The organism is Streptomyces sp. NPDC042336 (genome assembly GCF_055581985.1).
Genome location: NZ_JBVJEA010000001.1, coordinates 59246 through 73962 on the forward strand (window position 1 = coordinate 59246; position 14717 = coordinate 73962).

At 71.6% G+C, this 14717-nt stretch carries 12 protein-coding genes and 1 other RNA gene; 11 read left to right on the forward strand and 2 right to left on the reverse strand.

Going from position 1 to position 14717, the window contains the following annotated elements; genetic code table 11:
- The first annotated feature begins 7 nt into the window (after positions 1-7).
- The 3 genes from ACZ6IM_RS00215 to ACZ6IM_RS00225 all read left to right on the forward strand — a co-directional run bounded on the left by ACZ6IM_RS00215 (position 8) and on the right by ACZ6IM_RS00225 (position 3667).
- Positions 8-1270 carry a serine/threonine-protein kinase gene (locus ACZ6IM_RS00215; RefSeq protein WP_052841740.1) on the forward strand — a complete coding sequence of 421 codons (1263 nt, stop codon included), beginning with the start codon at positions 8-10 and terminating at the stop codon, positions 1268-1270.
- A 76-nt stretch (positions 1271-1346) separates the two neighbouring features.
- Complete coding sequence (prfB, locus tag ACZ6IM_RS00220) at positions 1347-2453, forward strand: peptide chain release factor 2 (protein WP_052841739.1); 1107 nt, start codon at positions 1347-1349, stop codon at positions 2451-2453.
- A 326-nt stretch (positions 2454-2779) separates the two neighbouring features.
- Positions 2780-3667: a hypothetical protein gene (locus tag ACZ6IM_RS00225; protein ID WP_469553430.1), complete on the forward strand. Its 888-nt coding sequence runs from the start codon at positions 2780-2782 to the stop codon at positions 3665-3667.
- A gap of 139 nt (positions 3668-3806) precedes the next feature.
- Here ACZ6IM_RS00225 and ACZ6IM_RS00230 read toward each other — a convergent pair whose 3' ends face one another.
- Complete coding sequence (locus ACZ6IM_RS00230; RefSeq protein ID WP_052841737.1) at positions 3807-4001, reverse strand: hypothetical protein; 195 nt, start codon at positions 3999-4001, stop codon at positions 3807-3809.
- Between the two features lie 214 nt (positions 4002-4215).
- On the opposite strand from ACZ6IM_RS00230, the gene ftsE reads away from it, so the two are divergent.
- The 5 genes from ftsE to ssrA all read left to right on the forward strand — a co-directional run bounded on the left by ftsE (position 4216) and on the right by ssrA (position 8141).
- Entirely contained in the window at positions 4216-4905 is a 690-nt protein-coding gene (gene ftsE / locus ACZ6IM_RS00235; RefSeq protein WP_003975843.1) for a cell division ATP-binding protein FtsE, read from the forward strand.
- A 31-nt stretch (positions 4906-4936) separates the two neighbouring features.
- On the forward strand, positions 4937-5854 hold the full coding sequence (ftsX, locus tag ACZ6IM_RS00240) for a permease-like cell division protein FtsX (protein WP_052841736.1): 918 nt from the start codon (positions 4937-4939) through the stop codon (positions 5852-5854).
- Between the two features lie 68 nt (positions 5855-5922).
- Entirely contained in the window at positions 5923-7110 is a 1188-nt protein-coding gene (locus ACZ6IM_RS00245; RefSeq protein WP_469553432.1) for a S41 family peptidase, read from the forward strand.
- 46 nt (positions 7111-7156) lie between these two features.
- Positions 7157-7636 carry an SsrA-binding protein SmpB gene (gene smpB, locus ACZ6IM_RS00250; protein WP_052841735.1) on the forward strand — a complete coding sequence of 160 codons (480 nt, stop codon included), beginning with the start codon at positions 7157-7159 and terminating at the stop codon, positions 7634-7636.
- 106 nt (positions 7637-7742) lie between these two features.
- Positions 7743-8141: a transfer-messenger RNA gene (ssrA, locus tag ACZ6IM_RS00255) on the forward strand.
- Between the two features lie 104 nt (positions 8142-8245).
- On the opposite strand, the gene ACZ6IM_RS00260 is transcribed toward ssrA, so the two are convergent.
- On the reverse strand, positions 8246-9544 hold the full coding sequence (locus ACZ6IM_RS00260; RefSeq protein WP_052841734.1) for an MFS transporter: 1299 nt from the start codon (positions 9542-9544) through the stop codon (positions 8246-8248).
- 83 nt (positions 9545-9627) lie between these two features.
- On the opposite strand from ACZ6IM_RS00260, the gene ACZ6IM_RS00265 reads away from it, so the two are divergent.
- From ACZ6IM_RS00265 to ACZ6IM_RS00275, 3 genes are all read left to right on the forward strand, one after another.
- Complete coding sequence (locus ACZ6IM_RS00265; protein ID WP_052841733.1) at positions 9628-10599, forward strand: LysR family transcriptional regulator; 972 nt, start codon at positions 9628-9630, stop codon at positions 10597-10599.
- Between the two features lie 982 nt (positions 10600-11581).
- Positions 11582-12469, forward strand: a complete 888-nt coding sequence (locus ACZ6IM_RS00270; RefSeq protein ID WP_469553435.1) for a hypothetical protein — start codon at positions 11582-11584, stop codon at positions 12467-12469.
- The gene (locus ACZ6IM_RS00275; RefSeq protein WP_052841731.1) at positions 12469-14673 is read left to right on the forward strand and encodes a bifunctional polysaccharide deacetylase/glycosyltransferase family 2 protein; all 2205 of its coding nucleotides are present in this window, start codon (positions 12469-12471) and stop codon (positions 14671-14673) included. Before ACZ6IM_RS00270 ends, ACZ6IM_RS00275 begins: the two co-directional genes overlap by 1 nt.
- Positions 14674-14717 lie beyond the last annotated feature (44 nt).

Genomic DNA, 14717 nt, shown 5'->3' on the forward strand with positions numbered 1-14717 from the left:
AGCAGTCTTGGCACGGAAGATCGGCAGCCGGTACACCGCCCACCAGATCCTCGGACGGGGCAGCGCCGGCACGGTGTGGCTGGGCGAGGGTCCCGACGGACCCGTCGCGATCAAGCTGCTGCGCGAGGACCTGGCGTCCGACCAGGAACTCGTCTCCCGCTTCGTGCAGGAGCGCACCGCCCTGCTCGGACTGGAGCACCCGCACGTCGTCTCCGTGCGCGACCTGGTGGTCGACGGCAACGACCTCGCGCTGGTCATGGACCTGGTCCGGGGCACCGACCTGCGCACCCGCCTCGACCGGGAGCGCCGCCTGGCGCCCGAGGCCGCGGTCGCCGTCGTCGCCGACGTCGCCGACGGACTGGCCGCCGCGCACGCCGCGGGGGTCGTGCACCGCGACGTCAAGCCCGAGAACGTGCTGCTCGACATGCAGGGCCCGCTCGGCCCCGGCGGCTCGCACCCGGCGCTGCTGACGGACTTCGGGGTGGCCAAGCTCATCGACACCCCGCGCCGCACCCGCGCCACGAAGATCATCGGCACCCCCGACTACCTCGCCCCGGAGATCGTCGAGGGCCTGCCCCCGCGCGCGGCGGTCGACATCTACGCGCTGGCCACGGTGCTCTACGAGCTGCTCGCCGGCTTCACGCCGTTCGGCGGCGGCCACCCCGGCGCGGTGCTGCGCCGCCACGTGACCGAGACCGTGGTCCCGCTCCCCGGCATCCCCGACGAGCTGTGGCAGCTCCTGGTCCAGTGCCTCGCCAAGGCTCCCGCCTCCCGGCTGCGCGCCTCCGAGCTGAGCGCCCGGCTGCGCGAGCTGCTGCCGATGCTCGCCGGGATGGCCCCGCTGGACGTGGACGAGCCCGACGCCGAGCAGCAGGAGGACACGCCCGACGAGTCGGCGGCGTCCGCGGCGTCCCCGGCCGCCCCCGCGTCCGCGGCGCAGCCCGTGCGGCGCCGGGGAGCGGTGCCCCTGGTGCCGGGGGCCAAGCCGGCCGACTCCAACCGCGACACCCACACGTCGATGCGCGTTCCCGCCCCGGACGAGCTGGCCGGCGGCGCCCGCGGCACCGCCCGCGCCCCGCGCGCCGCGGGCGCCCCGCGCCCCGGCTCGGCCCGCAACCGCGCCACCGCGCGGCGGCGCCGGATCGCGGTGGGCGCCGGCGCGGTCGCCCTGGTGGCGGCGATCGGCGTCGGTACGTGGCTGGCCACGGGCGGTGACGAGGACGGCACCGGACCCCAGGACACGCGGAACTCGGCACCGGCCACTCCGTGAGGCCCGGCCCGCCGCCGCAGCCCGCGCCCGCACCCGTCGGGCGTGGACCGCTGGACGGAGCCGTTACGCTGGATGCGTGGCAGTCGTCGATGTATCCGAAGAGCTGAAGTCCCTCTCCTCGACCATGGAGTCGATCGAGGCCGTCCTGGACCTCGACAGGCTGAGGGCAGACATCGCCGTGCTCGAGGAGCAGGCGGCCGCGCCCTCCCTGTGGGACGACCCGGAGGCGGCGCAGAAGATCACCAGCAAGCTCTCGCACCTCCAGGCCGAGGTGCGGAAGGCCGAGACCCTGCGCGGCCGGATCGACGATCTCGGCGTGCTCTTCGAGATGGCCGAGGAGGAGGACGACCCGGACACCCGTGCCGAGGCCGAGTCCGAGCTCACGGCCGTCCGCAAGGCGCTGGACGAGATGGAGGTCCGCACCCTGCTCTCCGGCGAGTACGACGCGCGCGAGGCGCTCGTCAACATCCGCGCCGAGGCGGGTGGCGTGGACGCCGCCGACTTCGCCGAGAAGCTCCAGCGCATGTACCTGCGCTGGGCCGAGCAGCACGGCTACAAGACCGAGGTCTACGAGACGTCGTACGCGGAGGAGGCCGGCATCAAGTCGACCACCTTCGCCGTGCAGTCGCCGTACGCCTACGGCACCCTGTCCGTCGAGCAGGGCACGCACCGGCTGGTGCGCATCTCGCCCTTCGACAACCAGGGGCGCCGCCAGACCTCCTTCGCGGGCGTCGAGATCCTCCCCGTGGTCGAGCAGACCGACCACATCGAGATCGACGAGTCCGAGCTGCGGGTGGACGTGTACCGGTCCTCCGGCCCCGGCGGCCAGGGTGTGAACACCACCGACTCGGCGGTGCGCCTCACCCACATCCCCACCGGCATCGTCGTCTCCTGCCAGAACGAGCGCTCCCAGATCCAGAACAAGGCCACCGCCATGAACGTCCTCCAGGCCAAGCTCCTGGAGCGGCGCCGCCAGGAGGAGCAGGCCAAGATGGACGCCCTCAAGGGCGACGGGGGCAACTCCTGGGGCAACCAGATGCGTTCGTACGTGCTGCACCCGTACCAGATGGTCAAGGACCTGCGTACGGAGCACGAAGTGGGCAACCCCGAGGCCGTGTTCAACGGCGAGATCGACGGTTTCCTGGAGGCCGGTATTCGCTGGCGCAAGCAGCGGGAGAAGTAGCACGAACCTCAGTCGCCGCTTTGTCGACAAGGCAACTGCCGCCGTTCTGGCGGCGGTTGCCTTTTGTCTGCCGCCTGTTCGCCGGTGATGTCTGGGTTTTGCATCACACTCACACCCTTTGTGTCCGGCATACGTCTCGTACCTGGACATCGCGTACGCAATGGCCTTGACGTTGCTTTGAACATTCGGAATGGTGAGGCTCGGCATGCGTATTTCTGGGGCGCATGTGAACCGGGGGACTTGAGCACACACACAGCCACCCCCGTCGATCACGGCCCCCGAGTGCGGCCTCACCGACTGAATCGGCTACTGGGGGTAGCAACTACATGACGAAGAAGACGCGCATCCGTGTCGCGCGCATAGCGGCCGGCGCCGTGATCGCGGCCGGTGCCTCCCTGACCGCGGCGGGTGCCGCTTCGGCGCTCGACATCGGCGTGAACGCCGGCGCGGGCAACGACGGTGTCAACCTCGGTATCAGCGTCCAGGGTGGCGAGGGGGACACCGAAGGCACGACCGAGGGGACCACCGAGGGCACCATCGAAGGTACGACCGAGGGCTCCATCGCCGGTGTGATCGAGGGCACCACCGAGGGCTCCATCGCCGGTGTGGTCGAGGGCACCACCGAGGGGACCACGGAAGGCACCACCGAGGGCGCCGTGGAAGGCACCACCGAGGGTGGCAACAACGGCGGCGCCGGTAACAACGGCGGCAACGGCAACAACGGCGGTAACGGCAACAACGGTGGCGCCGGTAACAACGGCGGCAACGGCAACAACGGTGGCAACGGCAACGACGGCGGTGCCGGTAACAACGGCGGCAACGGCAACAACGGTGGCGCCGGTAACAACGGCGGCAACGGCGACAACGGCGGTTCCGGCAACGGCGGCGGAAGCGGCGACAACGGCGGTGGCAACGGCGGCAACGGTGGCGGTGGCAACTCCGGCGGCACCGGTGGCGGCGACAACACCACCCCCGACGGCGGCGGCAACGACAACGTCGCTCAGGAGGAGGGTTCCTCCGCGCTGACCGACACCGGCGAGGAGGCCCCGGCCTCCTCCGACGCCGCGGCCCAGGGCAGCGGTGAGGAGCTCGCCGAGACGGGAGCGGCCGAGACCACGTTCCTGCTGGTCGGCGCCGCGACGATGATCGCCGGAGGCATCGGCTTCCGCTTCCTGCCGCGCCTGATGAACGGCCGCGGCGGGGCTGCTGCCTGAAGGTAGCCGTCCGCGTACGCACCGCGCACGCAGACGGAAGGGGCCCGGAGCGTCATCGCTCCGGGCCCCTTCCACGTCTTCCGCGCTTCCCGGCCCGCCTGTCTGCCCCCTGGCGGGCCCGAGAGCCGCTCCCGGCCTCTCAGACGCCCTGGTGGGCCAGCAGGGCCACCGCCGCGATCAGCACCGCCAGCAGCGCGATCAGCGTCGTCGGATTCAGTCCCGCGAGGAAATTGCTCTCCTGCTGCAGCCGCTCGCGGTTGGCCCGGCACACCGGGCACCTGCCCTCACTCACGGGCGCCGCGCAGTTCGCGCACACCAACCGGTCGTACGTCATGCGCTCGCCCTCCTTGCCACCGGCTCTGTTCGGAAGAACGCGCGCGACGACACGAACGTTCCCCTTCCACTGTGCCAGGTTCCGTGGGACCCCGCGCGCCCTCCCGCGGGGACAAAACACGCAACTGATGCGCAACCCAGACCGGTGACTGCGGTCCGCTCCCCGGTTCGCGTAAGGTCACGCACATCTACCCCCGGCGACCCGTGGTGCATCCGTGATCCGATTCGACAACGTCTCCAAGGTCTACCCCAAACAGAGCCACCCAGCCCTCAGGGACGTCTCCCTGGAGGTCGAGAAGGGCGAGTTCGTCTTCCTCGTGGGGTCCTCCGGCTCCGGAAAGTCCACCTTCCTGCGGCTGATCCTCCGCGAGGAGCGGTGCAGCCACGGACAGGTGCACGTTCTGGGGAAGGACCTCGCCCGCCTGTCCAACTGGAAGGTGCCGCAGATGCGGCGCCAGCTGGGGACGGTGTTCCAGGACTTCCGTCTGCTGCCGAACAAGACGGTCGGCGAGAACGTCGCCTTCGCCCAGGAGGTCATCGGCAAGTCCCGCGGCGAGATCCGCAAGTCCGTGCCGCAGGTCCTCGACCTCGTCGGACTCGGCGGCAAGGAGGACCGCAGGCCCGGCGAGCTGTCCGGCGGTGAGCAGCAGCGCGTCGCCATCGCGCGCGCCTTCGTCAACCGGCCCAAGCTGCTGATCGCCGACGAGCCCACGGGCAACCTCGACCCGCAGACCTCGGTCGGCATCATGAAGCTGCTCGACCGGATCAACCGGACGGGCACCACCGTGGTGATGGCCACGCACGACCAGAACATCGTGGACCAGATGCGCAAGCGCGTCATCGAGCTGGAGAAGGGCCGCCTCGTCCGGGACCAGGCACGCGGTGTCTACGGCTACCAGCACTGACGACGAGGAACGAAAGGCTTAACGAGACGCCATGCGCGCCCAGTTCGTAGTCTCGGAGATCGGAGTCGGTCTTCGCCGCAATCTGACGATGACCTTCGCGGTCATCGTCTCGGTCGCCCTGTCCCTGGCCCTGTTCGGCGGTTCGCTGCTGATGAGCGACCAGGTCAACAACATGAAGGGCTACTGGTACGACAAGGTCAACGTCTCGGTCTTCCTCTGCAACAAGAGCGACGCCGAGTCCGATCCCAACTGCGCCAAGGGCGCGGTGACCGAGGACCAGAAGAAGCAGATCATGTCCGACCTCGACGAGATGGCCGTCGTCGAGAAGGTGACCTACGAGTCGCAGGACGAGGCGTACAAGCACTACAAGGAGCAGTTCGGCGACTCGCCGCTGGCCAGCTCCCTCACTCCCGACCAGATGCAGGAGTCGTACCGGATCAAGCTGAAGGACCCGGAGAAGTACCAGGTCATCGCGACCGCCTTCGACGGCCGGGACGGCGTGCAGTCCGTGCAGGACCAGAAGGGCATCCTGGACAACCTCTTCGGCCTTCTCAACGGCATGAACTGGGCCGCCCGCGCGGTGATGGCCCTCATGCTCGTGGTCGCCCTGATGCTGATCGTCAACACCGTGCGCGTCTCGGCGTTCAGCCGGCGCCGCGAGACCGGCATCATGCGCCTCGTGGGCGCGTCCGGCTTCTACATCCAGGCGCCGTTCATTATGGAGGCGGCGGTCGCCGGTCTGATCGGCGGTGGTGTCGCCTGCGGCTTCCTCGTGATCGCCAGGTACTTCATCATCGATCACGGACTCGCCCTGTCCGAGAAGCTGAACCTGATCAACTTCATCGGCTGGGACGCCGTCCTGACGAAGCTGCCGCTCATCCTGGCCACGAGTCTGCTGATGCCCGCGTTGGCGGCGTTCTTCGCGTTGCGCAAGTACCTGAAGGTGTGACACATACCAAGGGGGCCGCGTGGTCAAGGGACCGTGCGGCCCTTACGCGTTGTCCTAGACTCACCGGCATGTCAGGTCGTGACCCGTTCTGTCAGCCCCGTCGCGTGCGCCACGGGGCCGCCCTGACCTTGGTGTTCGCCAGCGTGCTCGTCGCGGGCGCGGCCACCGGATCGCTCCCCGGGCCGGAGCGGAAGTCCGAGCCCGGCACGGCCCGTTCGGCCGCCCCGGCCGGTCAGCAGGCCCGCCACGACGACGTCGCCCGCGCGGCGGCCGAGGCCATGGCCGACGGCAAGTCCCCCGTGGAGGCCGCCGAACGCGCGGTCAGCCGCAGCGGGGACCGCTGGGGCGCCGTCTACTCCGAGGGCGAGTACGAGGAGTTGGAGGACGCCCTCGACGGCCGGTACACCGGCGTCGGACTCTCCGCGCGCCGCGAGCGCGACGGCCGCATCCAGGTGACCAGGGTGCGCTCAGGCTCACCCGCCGCGGACGCCGGGATCCGCGAGGGCGACCGGCTGCGCAGCGTCGACGGCGAGCGGGTCGACGGGCGGCCCGTCACCGAGGTCGTCTCCATACTGCGCGGCGACACCGAGCCGGAGCCCGCCGGCACCGCCGTCCGGCTGGGCCTGGAGCGCGGCACGCGCGCGTGGACCGAGACCGTGCGCCGCGCCCGGCTGTCCACGGACCCCGTGACCGTCCGCACGCTCGCCGAGGGCCCCACCGTCGTCAAGGTCGCCTCCTTCACCAAGGGCGTCGGCGAGCAGGTGCGCGAGGCCGTGGCCCGGGTGCCGTCCGACGCCGGGGTCGTCCTCGACCTGCGCGGCAACTCCGGCGGCCTGGTCACCGAGGCCGTCACCGCCGCCTCCGCCTTCCTCGACGGCGGCCTGGTCGCCACGTACGACGTCGACGGCGACCAGCGGGCCCTGCACGCCGAGGCCGGCGGCGACACCACCAGGCCCCTGGTCGCGCTCGTCGACGGCGGCACGATGAGCGCGGCCGAGCTGCTCACCGGGGCCCTCCAGGACCGCGGCCGTGCGGTCGTCCTGGGCTCCCGCACCTTCGGCAAGGGCTCGGTGCAGATGCCGAGCCGGCTGCCCGACGGCTCGGTGGCCGAGCTGACCGTCGGGCACTACCGCACCCCCTCCGGGCGCGGGGTCGACGGCACGGGCATCACGCCCGACCTGGAGGTCGACCCGAGCGACCCGGCCGCGCTCGGACGGGCCCGGACGGTGCTGAGCGGGCTCGGGCCGACCGCGTAATCCGCTTTCCGCCAGGCCCCTCCGTAGTGCCAAAATGGACCGCACTATGGCTAAGGAAAAAGGGCGCAAGCTGATCGCGCAGAACAAGAAGGCGCGGCACGACTACCAGATCCTCGACACCTACGAGGCCGGCCTCGTGCTGTCCGGCACCGAGGTGAAGTCGCTGCGCCAGGGCCGGGCCTCGCTGGCCGACGGCTTCGTGCAGCTGGACGGTCACGAAGCGTGGCTGCACAACGTGCACGTGCCGGAGTACAGCCAGGGCACCTGGACCAACCACAGTGCCCGCCGCAAGCGGAAGCTGCTGCTGCACCGCGTGGAGATCGACAAGCTGGAGTCGAAGTCCCAGGAGACCGGTCACACGATCGTGCCCCTGGCGCTCTACTTCAAGGACGGGCGCGCCAAGGTCGAGATCGCGCTGGCACGGGGCAAGAAGGAGTACGACAAGCGGCAGACCCTCCGGGAGAAGCAGGACCGTCGCGAGGCGGAGCGGACGATCTCGGCGATCCGGCGCAAGCAGCGGGCCTGAGGCCCGCCGGAATAGGCTGGCACGCGTGCGTGTTGTTCACGTACGATGGCACCTGCACCCCACAGAGGGTGCGCACCCCTCTTCGGAGGACTTGAAAAATCAACATGGGGATGATCGGTTTCGACAGCGGCTGTCGAAGCAGGGGAAGCGTGTCGAGGAAGCGGCCATGATCTCGTAAACCACAGGCCGAAAAAATAATCGCCAACACCAAGCGCGATTCCTCCCAGCAGGCCTTCGCCCTCGCTGCCTGATCTCAGGTAGCGAAGCGAGCCTCCTACTAAGGGAGTGTCAGCCCGGGGCTGTTCCCGACCCGGATCCTGGCATCAGCTAGGGGACTAAACCTTGATCCCGGTCACGGGGTGAAGAGGGAAACCAAACAGTGACTGAGCCCGTCGGAGACTTGTCCGCGTGATCTCCGGGGCTGAGAAAATCGAAGCGGACTGCACACGGAGAAGCCCTGATTCCGCACCGTTGGACGCGGGTTCGATTCCCGCCATCTCCACGAGGACGAGGGCGACGTGGCTCGCGCGGTAAGCGCGAGCCACGTCGCCCTCGTCGTTTTCGTGCGGCTGTGCCGCGCGACGCGGGGGCTCCGCCACCCGCACCCCCTCACGGAAGAACCCGCCGCGGCGGCAGCAGGGTCAGGAGCAGGGCCGCCGCGGCCGCCGTGACCGGTACGCCGTAGGCCGCGGTGGGAGAGAGGTGCTCCACCGTCCAGCCGCCCGCCGCGCTGCCGCAGGCGATGCCGCCGAGCAGACCGGTCACCGCCAGGGTCATGCCCTCGTTCAGGCGGCCCTCCGGGGTGCGGTGCTGGACCAGCGTCATCGTGGTCACCATCGTCGGGGCCGTCGCCATCCCGCCGACCAGCAGCGTGAGCGCCAGCAGCGGCAGTGAGCCGCTGAGGGAGGCCGCGAGGAGCGGCAGCGTCAGTAGGGCGGCCATCGCGGCCACGCACCACGGCAGCCGGTGCTCGGCCGGTCCGGCGGGCTTGACCGCGCCGTAGACCAGGCCCGCCGCGCAGGAACCGGCCGCCTGCAGGGCGAGGACCACACCGGCGGCCGCGCGGTGACCCTGTGCGTCCGCGAACGCGATGGTGACGACCTCCATGGCGCCGAAGATCCCGCCCATCGCCAGGCACACCACCAGCAGCGACGGGATGCCCGGGGCCCGGAAGGGCGCCTTCGCCGTCGGGCGCGGGCGGGCCGGCGGCTCGGTCGAACGCCGGGCGGTGAACAGCAGCATGCCGGTCACCAGCAGCACCACGCCCACCAGCGTGCCCGCCTCCGGGAACACGGTGGTGCACAGGAACGCCGCGAGGACCGGCCCGAGCATGAAGCACAGCTCGTCCGTGGCCTGTTCGAAGGAGTTCGCGGTGTGCAGCGCGTCGGCGTCGCCCTTCAGCAGGTGGGCCCAGCGGGCACGGGCCATGCCGCCGGTGTTGGGCGTCGTCGCGGTCGCGGCGTACGCGGCGAACAGGGTCCAGGCGGGTGCCCCGTACCGCACGCACAGCAGCAGCGCGAGGGAGCCCAGCGCGGCGATCAGGGTGGCGGGCAGGGCCACCCTGGCCTGGCCGTACCGGTCCACGAGGCGCGCGGTCCACGGGGCGACCAGTGCCGTCGCCGCCAGCCCGGTCGCGGTGACGGCGCCGGCGAGGGCGTACGAACCACGGGTGCCGGCGATCATCACGACGGCGCTGACGCTGAACATGCCCATGGGCAGCCGGGCGATGAGATTCCCGGTCGTGAACGCCCGTGCGCCGGGCATGGAGAGGAGGCGCCGGTACGGGCCGGGCGGCCGGTGCCCGGTGCGGGGGCGGAAGTCGGCCGCGACCAGGGTGTCGGCGGTGACGGCCAGGAACGGGGCGGGATGAGTGGGACGGGACGGGTGCGCTCGGGTCGGTTGCGGCATGCGTCCACCGTCGCCCGGGGGTGATCGGGAGGTCCAACACCTTCTCCGTGGCCATTCACGCACCGGCGTTGTAAATTCTCCGGATGCCCGCACCCGGCCACCTCGATCCCCGCCTCCTGCGCGCCTTCGTCACCGTCGCCGAGGAGCTGCACTTCACCCGCGCCGCCGCCCGCCTCTACGTCGCCCAGCAGGCGCTCAGCAGGGATGTGCGGCGCCTGGAGCGGGAGTTGGGCGCCGAGCTGTTCGTCCGGACCACCCGGCAGGTGACGCCGACGGCCGACGGCGAGCGGCTGCTGCCGTACGCCCGCCGGGTCCTCCAGGCGCAGGACGACCTGCTGGCCGCCTTCGGGCAGGCCCGGCCGCTGCTGGTCGACCTCAACTCCCCGGGCCTGGTCACCGGCCGGCTGGTCCTGGAACGGGCCCGTGCGCTCGCGCCCGAGCAGGAGCTGATGGCGCGTTACGAGAGCGGACTGACGCACGCCGCCGGTGAACTGCTCGCGGGCCGTCTCGACGCCTCCTTCGGCCGGTTCGCGGGGCTGCCCGTGGCGTTGCGGGCGGGGCTCGACCACCAGCCGGTGCGCTACGAGCCCATGGCGGTCGTCCTGCCCGAGGACCATCCGCTGGCCCGGCTGGCCCGGGTGCCGCTCTCCGCGCTCGCCGGGGAGAGCGTGTACGCCGGGGCCGGCAACCCGCGCACGCCGGAGTGGACCGACCTCGCGCACCGCCTGTTCGAGGGCCGCGGCATCCATGTGGCGTCCCCCGCGCCGCTGGCGGTCGGCGAGGAGGAGTTCCAGCGCATCATGGACAAGACGCGCAATCCGATCCTGGCCGTGCAGAGCTTTCCGGCCATGCATTCGACCGTGGTTCGCCCGCTCGTCGACCCCGTGCCGCTGTCGCCGGTCTCGCTCGTGTGGCGAAAGGGACTGGCCCATCCCGCGCTCGACGCGCTGCGCCGGGCGGCGTCGCAGGTCGCGACCGAAAAGGGTTGGCTCGAGTCTCCCGACGACGGGTGGATTCCGGCCGTCGACGCCGCTGTGATGTCCGCCCACAAGTGACACTCGGCCACCACACATCCTCCGCGTGCGCTACATTCTTTGCCTGAGCACGGTGTGATACAGGGGGCGCTCGAACCTGGTGGGGGCCGGTTCGGCCGACGAGTGCTCGGAGTCGTATGCGCACCCGGAAGTGTCCCGTGGGGGGAAGTGCGCACGCGTGAAGAATTGGCAAAAAGACGCCCAACCGGAGTGGCCAGAGGCCGAGTCCGGGGCTCGTGAACTCTCGGAGGCAGGACGACATGCTGATGCCACCGAGGTGCTGCCGCCGATCCGCTCCTTCCCCCCGGCCGGGGAACCTCCTGTGACCGCGTCGGGCTCGGGGTGGTTCGGCGAATCCGGTGAGAGCCCGCGTGGCCGAGGGAGTTCCGACGCCGACCGGACCGAGGTCCTGGGCTCCCGAATAGGCGGCCGTGCTCCCCGCGAGCAGGGCCCGGACCCGTTGGTCCGGAGGCGGATAACCTGGGGCACGACCGACCCGCCCGGGGCGAACCCCGGCAACCCGGCCCCGAACCAGGGCAACGCCATCCCGAGGGCCCACTCCTCCGGCACGGCTCCCCAGCCCCTCCGAGAGCCCGGTAACGGCCATGCCCCCGGCTTCGGCCCCGACTTCGACCGTACGGCTGTCCTGCCGCCGGCCGGTGCCGGTGCCCCGGGACCCGCAACGCGTGACGCCCGCGACTCCGGTCCCGACTTCGACCGTACGGCTGTCCTGCCGCCAACCGGTGCCGGTGCCCCGGGACCCGCAACGCGTGACGCCCGCGACTCCGGTCCCGACTTCGACCGTACGGCTGTCCTGCCGCCAACCGGTGCCGGTGCCCCGGGACCCGCAACGCGTGACGCCCGCGACTCGGGTCCCCGAAGCGGCCACGCCCCCGGCCCCGGCGCCGGCTTCGACCGCACGGCCGTTCTCCCGCCGACCGGTGCCGGCGCTTTTGGGGAGCCCACCCGGGCGTTCCCCGCGCCCGCTTCCGGCTCCGTACCCGTGCCGCCGGCCGCCCCCGCCACCGCCGCGCTCCGCGACCCCTGGCAGGAGTCGCCGGACACGGACGGCGACGCGGGCACCGCCGCCGGGCACACCCACGACCCGCACGAGGTCACCGTCCAGCTCGACGCCGTCCACCTCGGCGACGGCGTGCTGCTGCGGGCCGACGGCGGACACCGCAAGACTCGCCCGGAGGCCTCCGACGGGCCCGTCTTCGTCGACGCGTCCGGCCGCCGCAGCCGCCTCTACCGCCGCCTCGGCATCCTGGTCGGCGTCGCCTGCGCGGTCTACGCCGTCGTCATCGTCTCCACGCTGCTCTCCGGCAACTCCGACGCGCCGTGGATGCCCGTACCGGGGCAGGAGAAGGGCGCACCGGCCGGCCAGGTCGACACCACCCCGCTGCCCTCGCAGTCGGCGCAGCCCTCCGGCACCGGCACCGCCGCCCCGCAGGCCACGCCCTCGGGCGACGCCGGTGCGACGGCCGACCCGGGCGTCGAGGCACCCGCGTCCGGTACCTCCGGCACGACGGGCGGCGGCACGGGGCGGCCCGGTACGAGCACCGGCCCCCGGTCCTCGGCGCCCGGTACCGACCAGAACCCGGGCGGCGGCGGCGCGACCGGCCCGGACCCGACGCAGTCGACCCAGGTTCCGCCCCCCGACACCACGGGCCCGTCGGTCCCGGCCGGCAGCGGTGGCACCTCCGCCGACCCGACCACCCCCACCGGCGGCTCCACCACCGGCACCGATCCGGGCGCGGGCGGCTCCAACGCCGACGGCGCGGCCGCCCCGGACCCCGTCGCGGGCCAGGGCGGCGCACCCGTCGTGGCCGCCGGCCTCGCCGACACCTCCTCGTCTTCCACATCCCTGTCCCCGGAGAACACCCTCTGATGGCATCCCGCACCCGCCGTCACGGGGCCGCGCGCGGCGCCCGTGAGGGCTCCCGCCGTCGGCTGCCCTTGCGCCTGCTGCTCCCGCTGCTCCTCCTGGTCGCCCTGGCGGCGATGCTCATGCTGCGCGGATACGTGCACAGCGAGATCCTCGCCGACCACCGCGTCCAGCCGCCCGCCGCCACCGACCGGGTCCCGCACCGCGTCCTCGACGGCGGGCCGGTGATCGACGCCCGCAACAACCACATCAACACCGTGCGCATCCCGCACCAGAAGCTCGTCCTCACCTTCGACGACGGTCCGGACCCGACCTGGACGCCGCGGGTGCTGGACGTCCTGAAGAAGCACGACGCCCACGCCGTCTTCTTCGTCACCGGCACCATGGCCTCGCGCTACCCGGACCTGGTCAAGCGCATGGTCGACGAGGGGCACGAGGTCGGCCTGCACACCTTCAACCACCCCGACCTCTCCTACCAGTCCAAGAGCCGCATCGACTGGGAGCTGTCCCAGAACCAGCTGGCCCTGCAGGGCGCCGCCGGAGTCCGGACCTCGCTCTTCCGGCCGCCCTACTCGTCGTTCTCGGACGCCTTCGACAACAAGTCCTGGCCCGTCACCGAGTACATCGCCAGCCGCGGCTACATCACCGTCGTCAACAACACCGACAGCGAGGACTGGAAGAAGCCCGGCGTCGACGAGATCATCCGCCGCGCCACGCCGCAGGGCGGCAAGGGCGCCATCGTCCTGATGCACGACTCCGGCGGTGACCGCCACCAGACCGTGCAGGCGCTGGACCGGTTCCTGCCCGACCTGAAGAAGAAGGGCTACGAGTTCGACAACCTCACCGAGGCCCTGGACGCGCCCAGCGCCATGACCCCGGTGACCGGCGCCGAACTCTGGAAGGGCAAGGCATGGGTCTTCCTGGTCCAGGCCTCCGAGAGGATCACCGACGTCCTGGTGGTGGGCCTGGCGATCATCGGCACGCTGGTCATCGGACGCTTCGCCCTGATGCTGCTGCTGTCCGGTGTCCACGCCCGCCGGGTCCGCCGCCGGCGCTTCCGCTGGGGACCGGCGGTCACCGAACCGGTCACGGTGCTGGTCCCGGCGTACAACGAGGCCAAGTGCATCGAGAACACGGTGCGTTCCCTGGTGGCGAGCGACCACCCGATCGAGGTCGTCGTCATCGACGACGGCTCCAGCGACGGCACCGCGCGGATCGTGGAGGGGCTCGGCCTGCCGGGCGTCCGGGTGATCCGCCAGCTCAACGCGGGCAAGCCCGCCGCGCTCAACCGGGGCCTCGCCAACGCCCGTTACGACATCGTCGTGATGATGGACGGCGACACCGTCTTCGAGCCCTCCACCGTCCGCGAACTCGTCCAGCCCTTCGGCGACCCCAAGGTGGGCGCCGTGGCGGGCAACGCGAAGGTCGGCAACAAGGACAGCCTCATCGGCGCCTGGCAGCACATCGAGTACGTGATGGGATTCAACCTGGACCGCCGGATGTACGACGTCCTCGGCTGCATGCCCACCATTCCCGGCGCGGTCGGCGCCTTCCGCCGCTCCGCCCTGGAGCCCATCGGCGGCATGAGCGACGACACGCTCGCCGAGGACACCGACGTCACCATGGCGCTGCACCGCGCCGGCTGGCGGGTCGTCTACGCCGAGAACGCCCGCGCCTGGACCGAGGCCCCGGAGTCCGTCAGCCAGCTGTGGTCCCAGCGCTACCGCTGGTCGTACGGCACTATGCAGGCGATCTGGAAGCACCGCCGCGCGGTGATCGAGAAGGGCCCCTCGGGCCGCTTCGGCCGGGTGGGGCTGCCCTTCGTCTCCCTGTTCATGGTCGTGGCCCCGCTGCTGGCCCCGCTGATCGACGTCTTCCTGCTCTACGGCCTCGTCTTCGGCCCGACCGACAAGACGATCGTGGCGTGGCTCGGCGTCCTCGCCATCCAGGCGGTGTGCGCGGCGTACGCCTTCCGGCTCGACCGGGAGAAGCTGACCCCGCTCATCTCGCTGCCCCTCCAGCAGATCCTGTACCGCCAGATCATGTACGTGGTGCTGCTCCAGTCCTGGATCACGGCGCTCACCGGCGGCCGGCTGCGCTGGCAGAAGCTGCGGCGCAGCGGCGGGGTGTCCGCGCCGCCGCCCGGCAGCGACGGCGTGCCGGCCCAGCGGCGGTCCGGCGCCATGGACGGGAGGCCGGTCGGATGACCACCCCGCCGTACGACCCGACGCGGCCGGCCCCCGTACCCGCC

What these genes read in the sequence shown, in the direction of transcription:
- ftsX (WP_052841736.1), top strand. Translation starts at nt 4,937, where the DNA reads ATGCGCGCCCAGTTCGTAGTCTCGGAGATCGGAGTCGGTCTTCGCCGC.
- ACZ6IM_RS00225 (WP_469553430.1), top strand. Translation starts at nt 2,780, where the DNA reads ATGACGAAGAAGACGCGCATCCGTGTCGCGCGCATAGCGGCCGGCGCC.
- ACZ6IM_RS00265 (WP_052841733.1), top strand. Translation starts at nt 9,628, where the DNA reads ATGCCCGCACCCGGCCACCTCGATCCCCGCCTCCTGCGCGCCTTCGTC.
- ACZ6IM_RS00245 (WP_469553432.1), top strand. Translation starts at nt 5,923, where the DNA reads ATGTCAGGTCGTGACCCGTTCTGTCAGCCCCGTCGCGTGCGCCACGGG.
- ACZ6IM_RS00260 (WP_052841734.1), bottom strand. Translation starts at nt 9,544, where the DNA reads ATGCCGCAACCGACCCGAGCGCACCCGTCCCGTCCCACTCATCCCGCC.
- ACZ6IM_RS00275 (WP_052841731.1), top strand. Translation starts at nt 12,469, where the DNA reads ATGGCATCCCGCACCCGCCGTCACGGGGCCGCGCGCGGCGCCCGTGAG.
- ACZ6IM_RS00230 (WP_052841737.1), bottom strand. Translation starts at nt 4,001, where the DNA reads ATGACGTACGACCGGTTGGTGTGCGCGAACTGCGCGGCGCCCGTGAGT.
- smpB (WP_052841735.1), top strand. Translation starts at nt 7,157, where the DNA reads ATGGCTAAGGAAAAAGGGCGCAAGCTGATCGCGCAGAACAAGAAGGCG.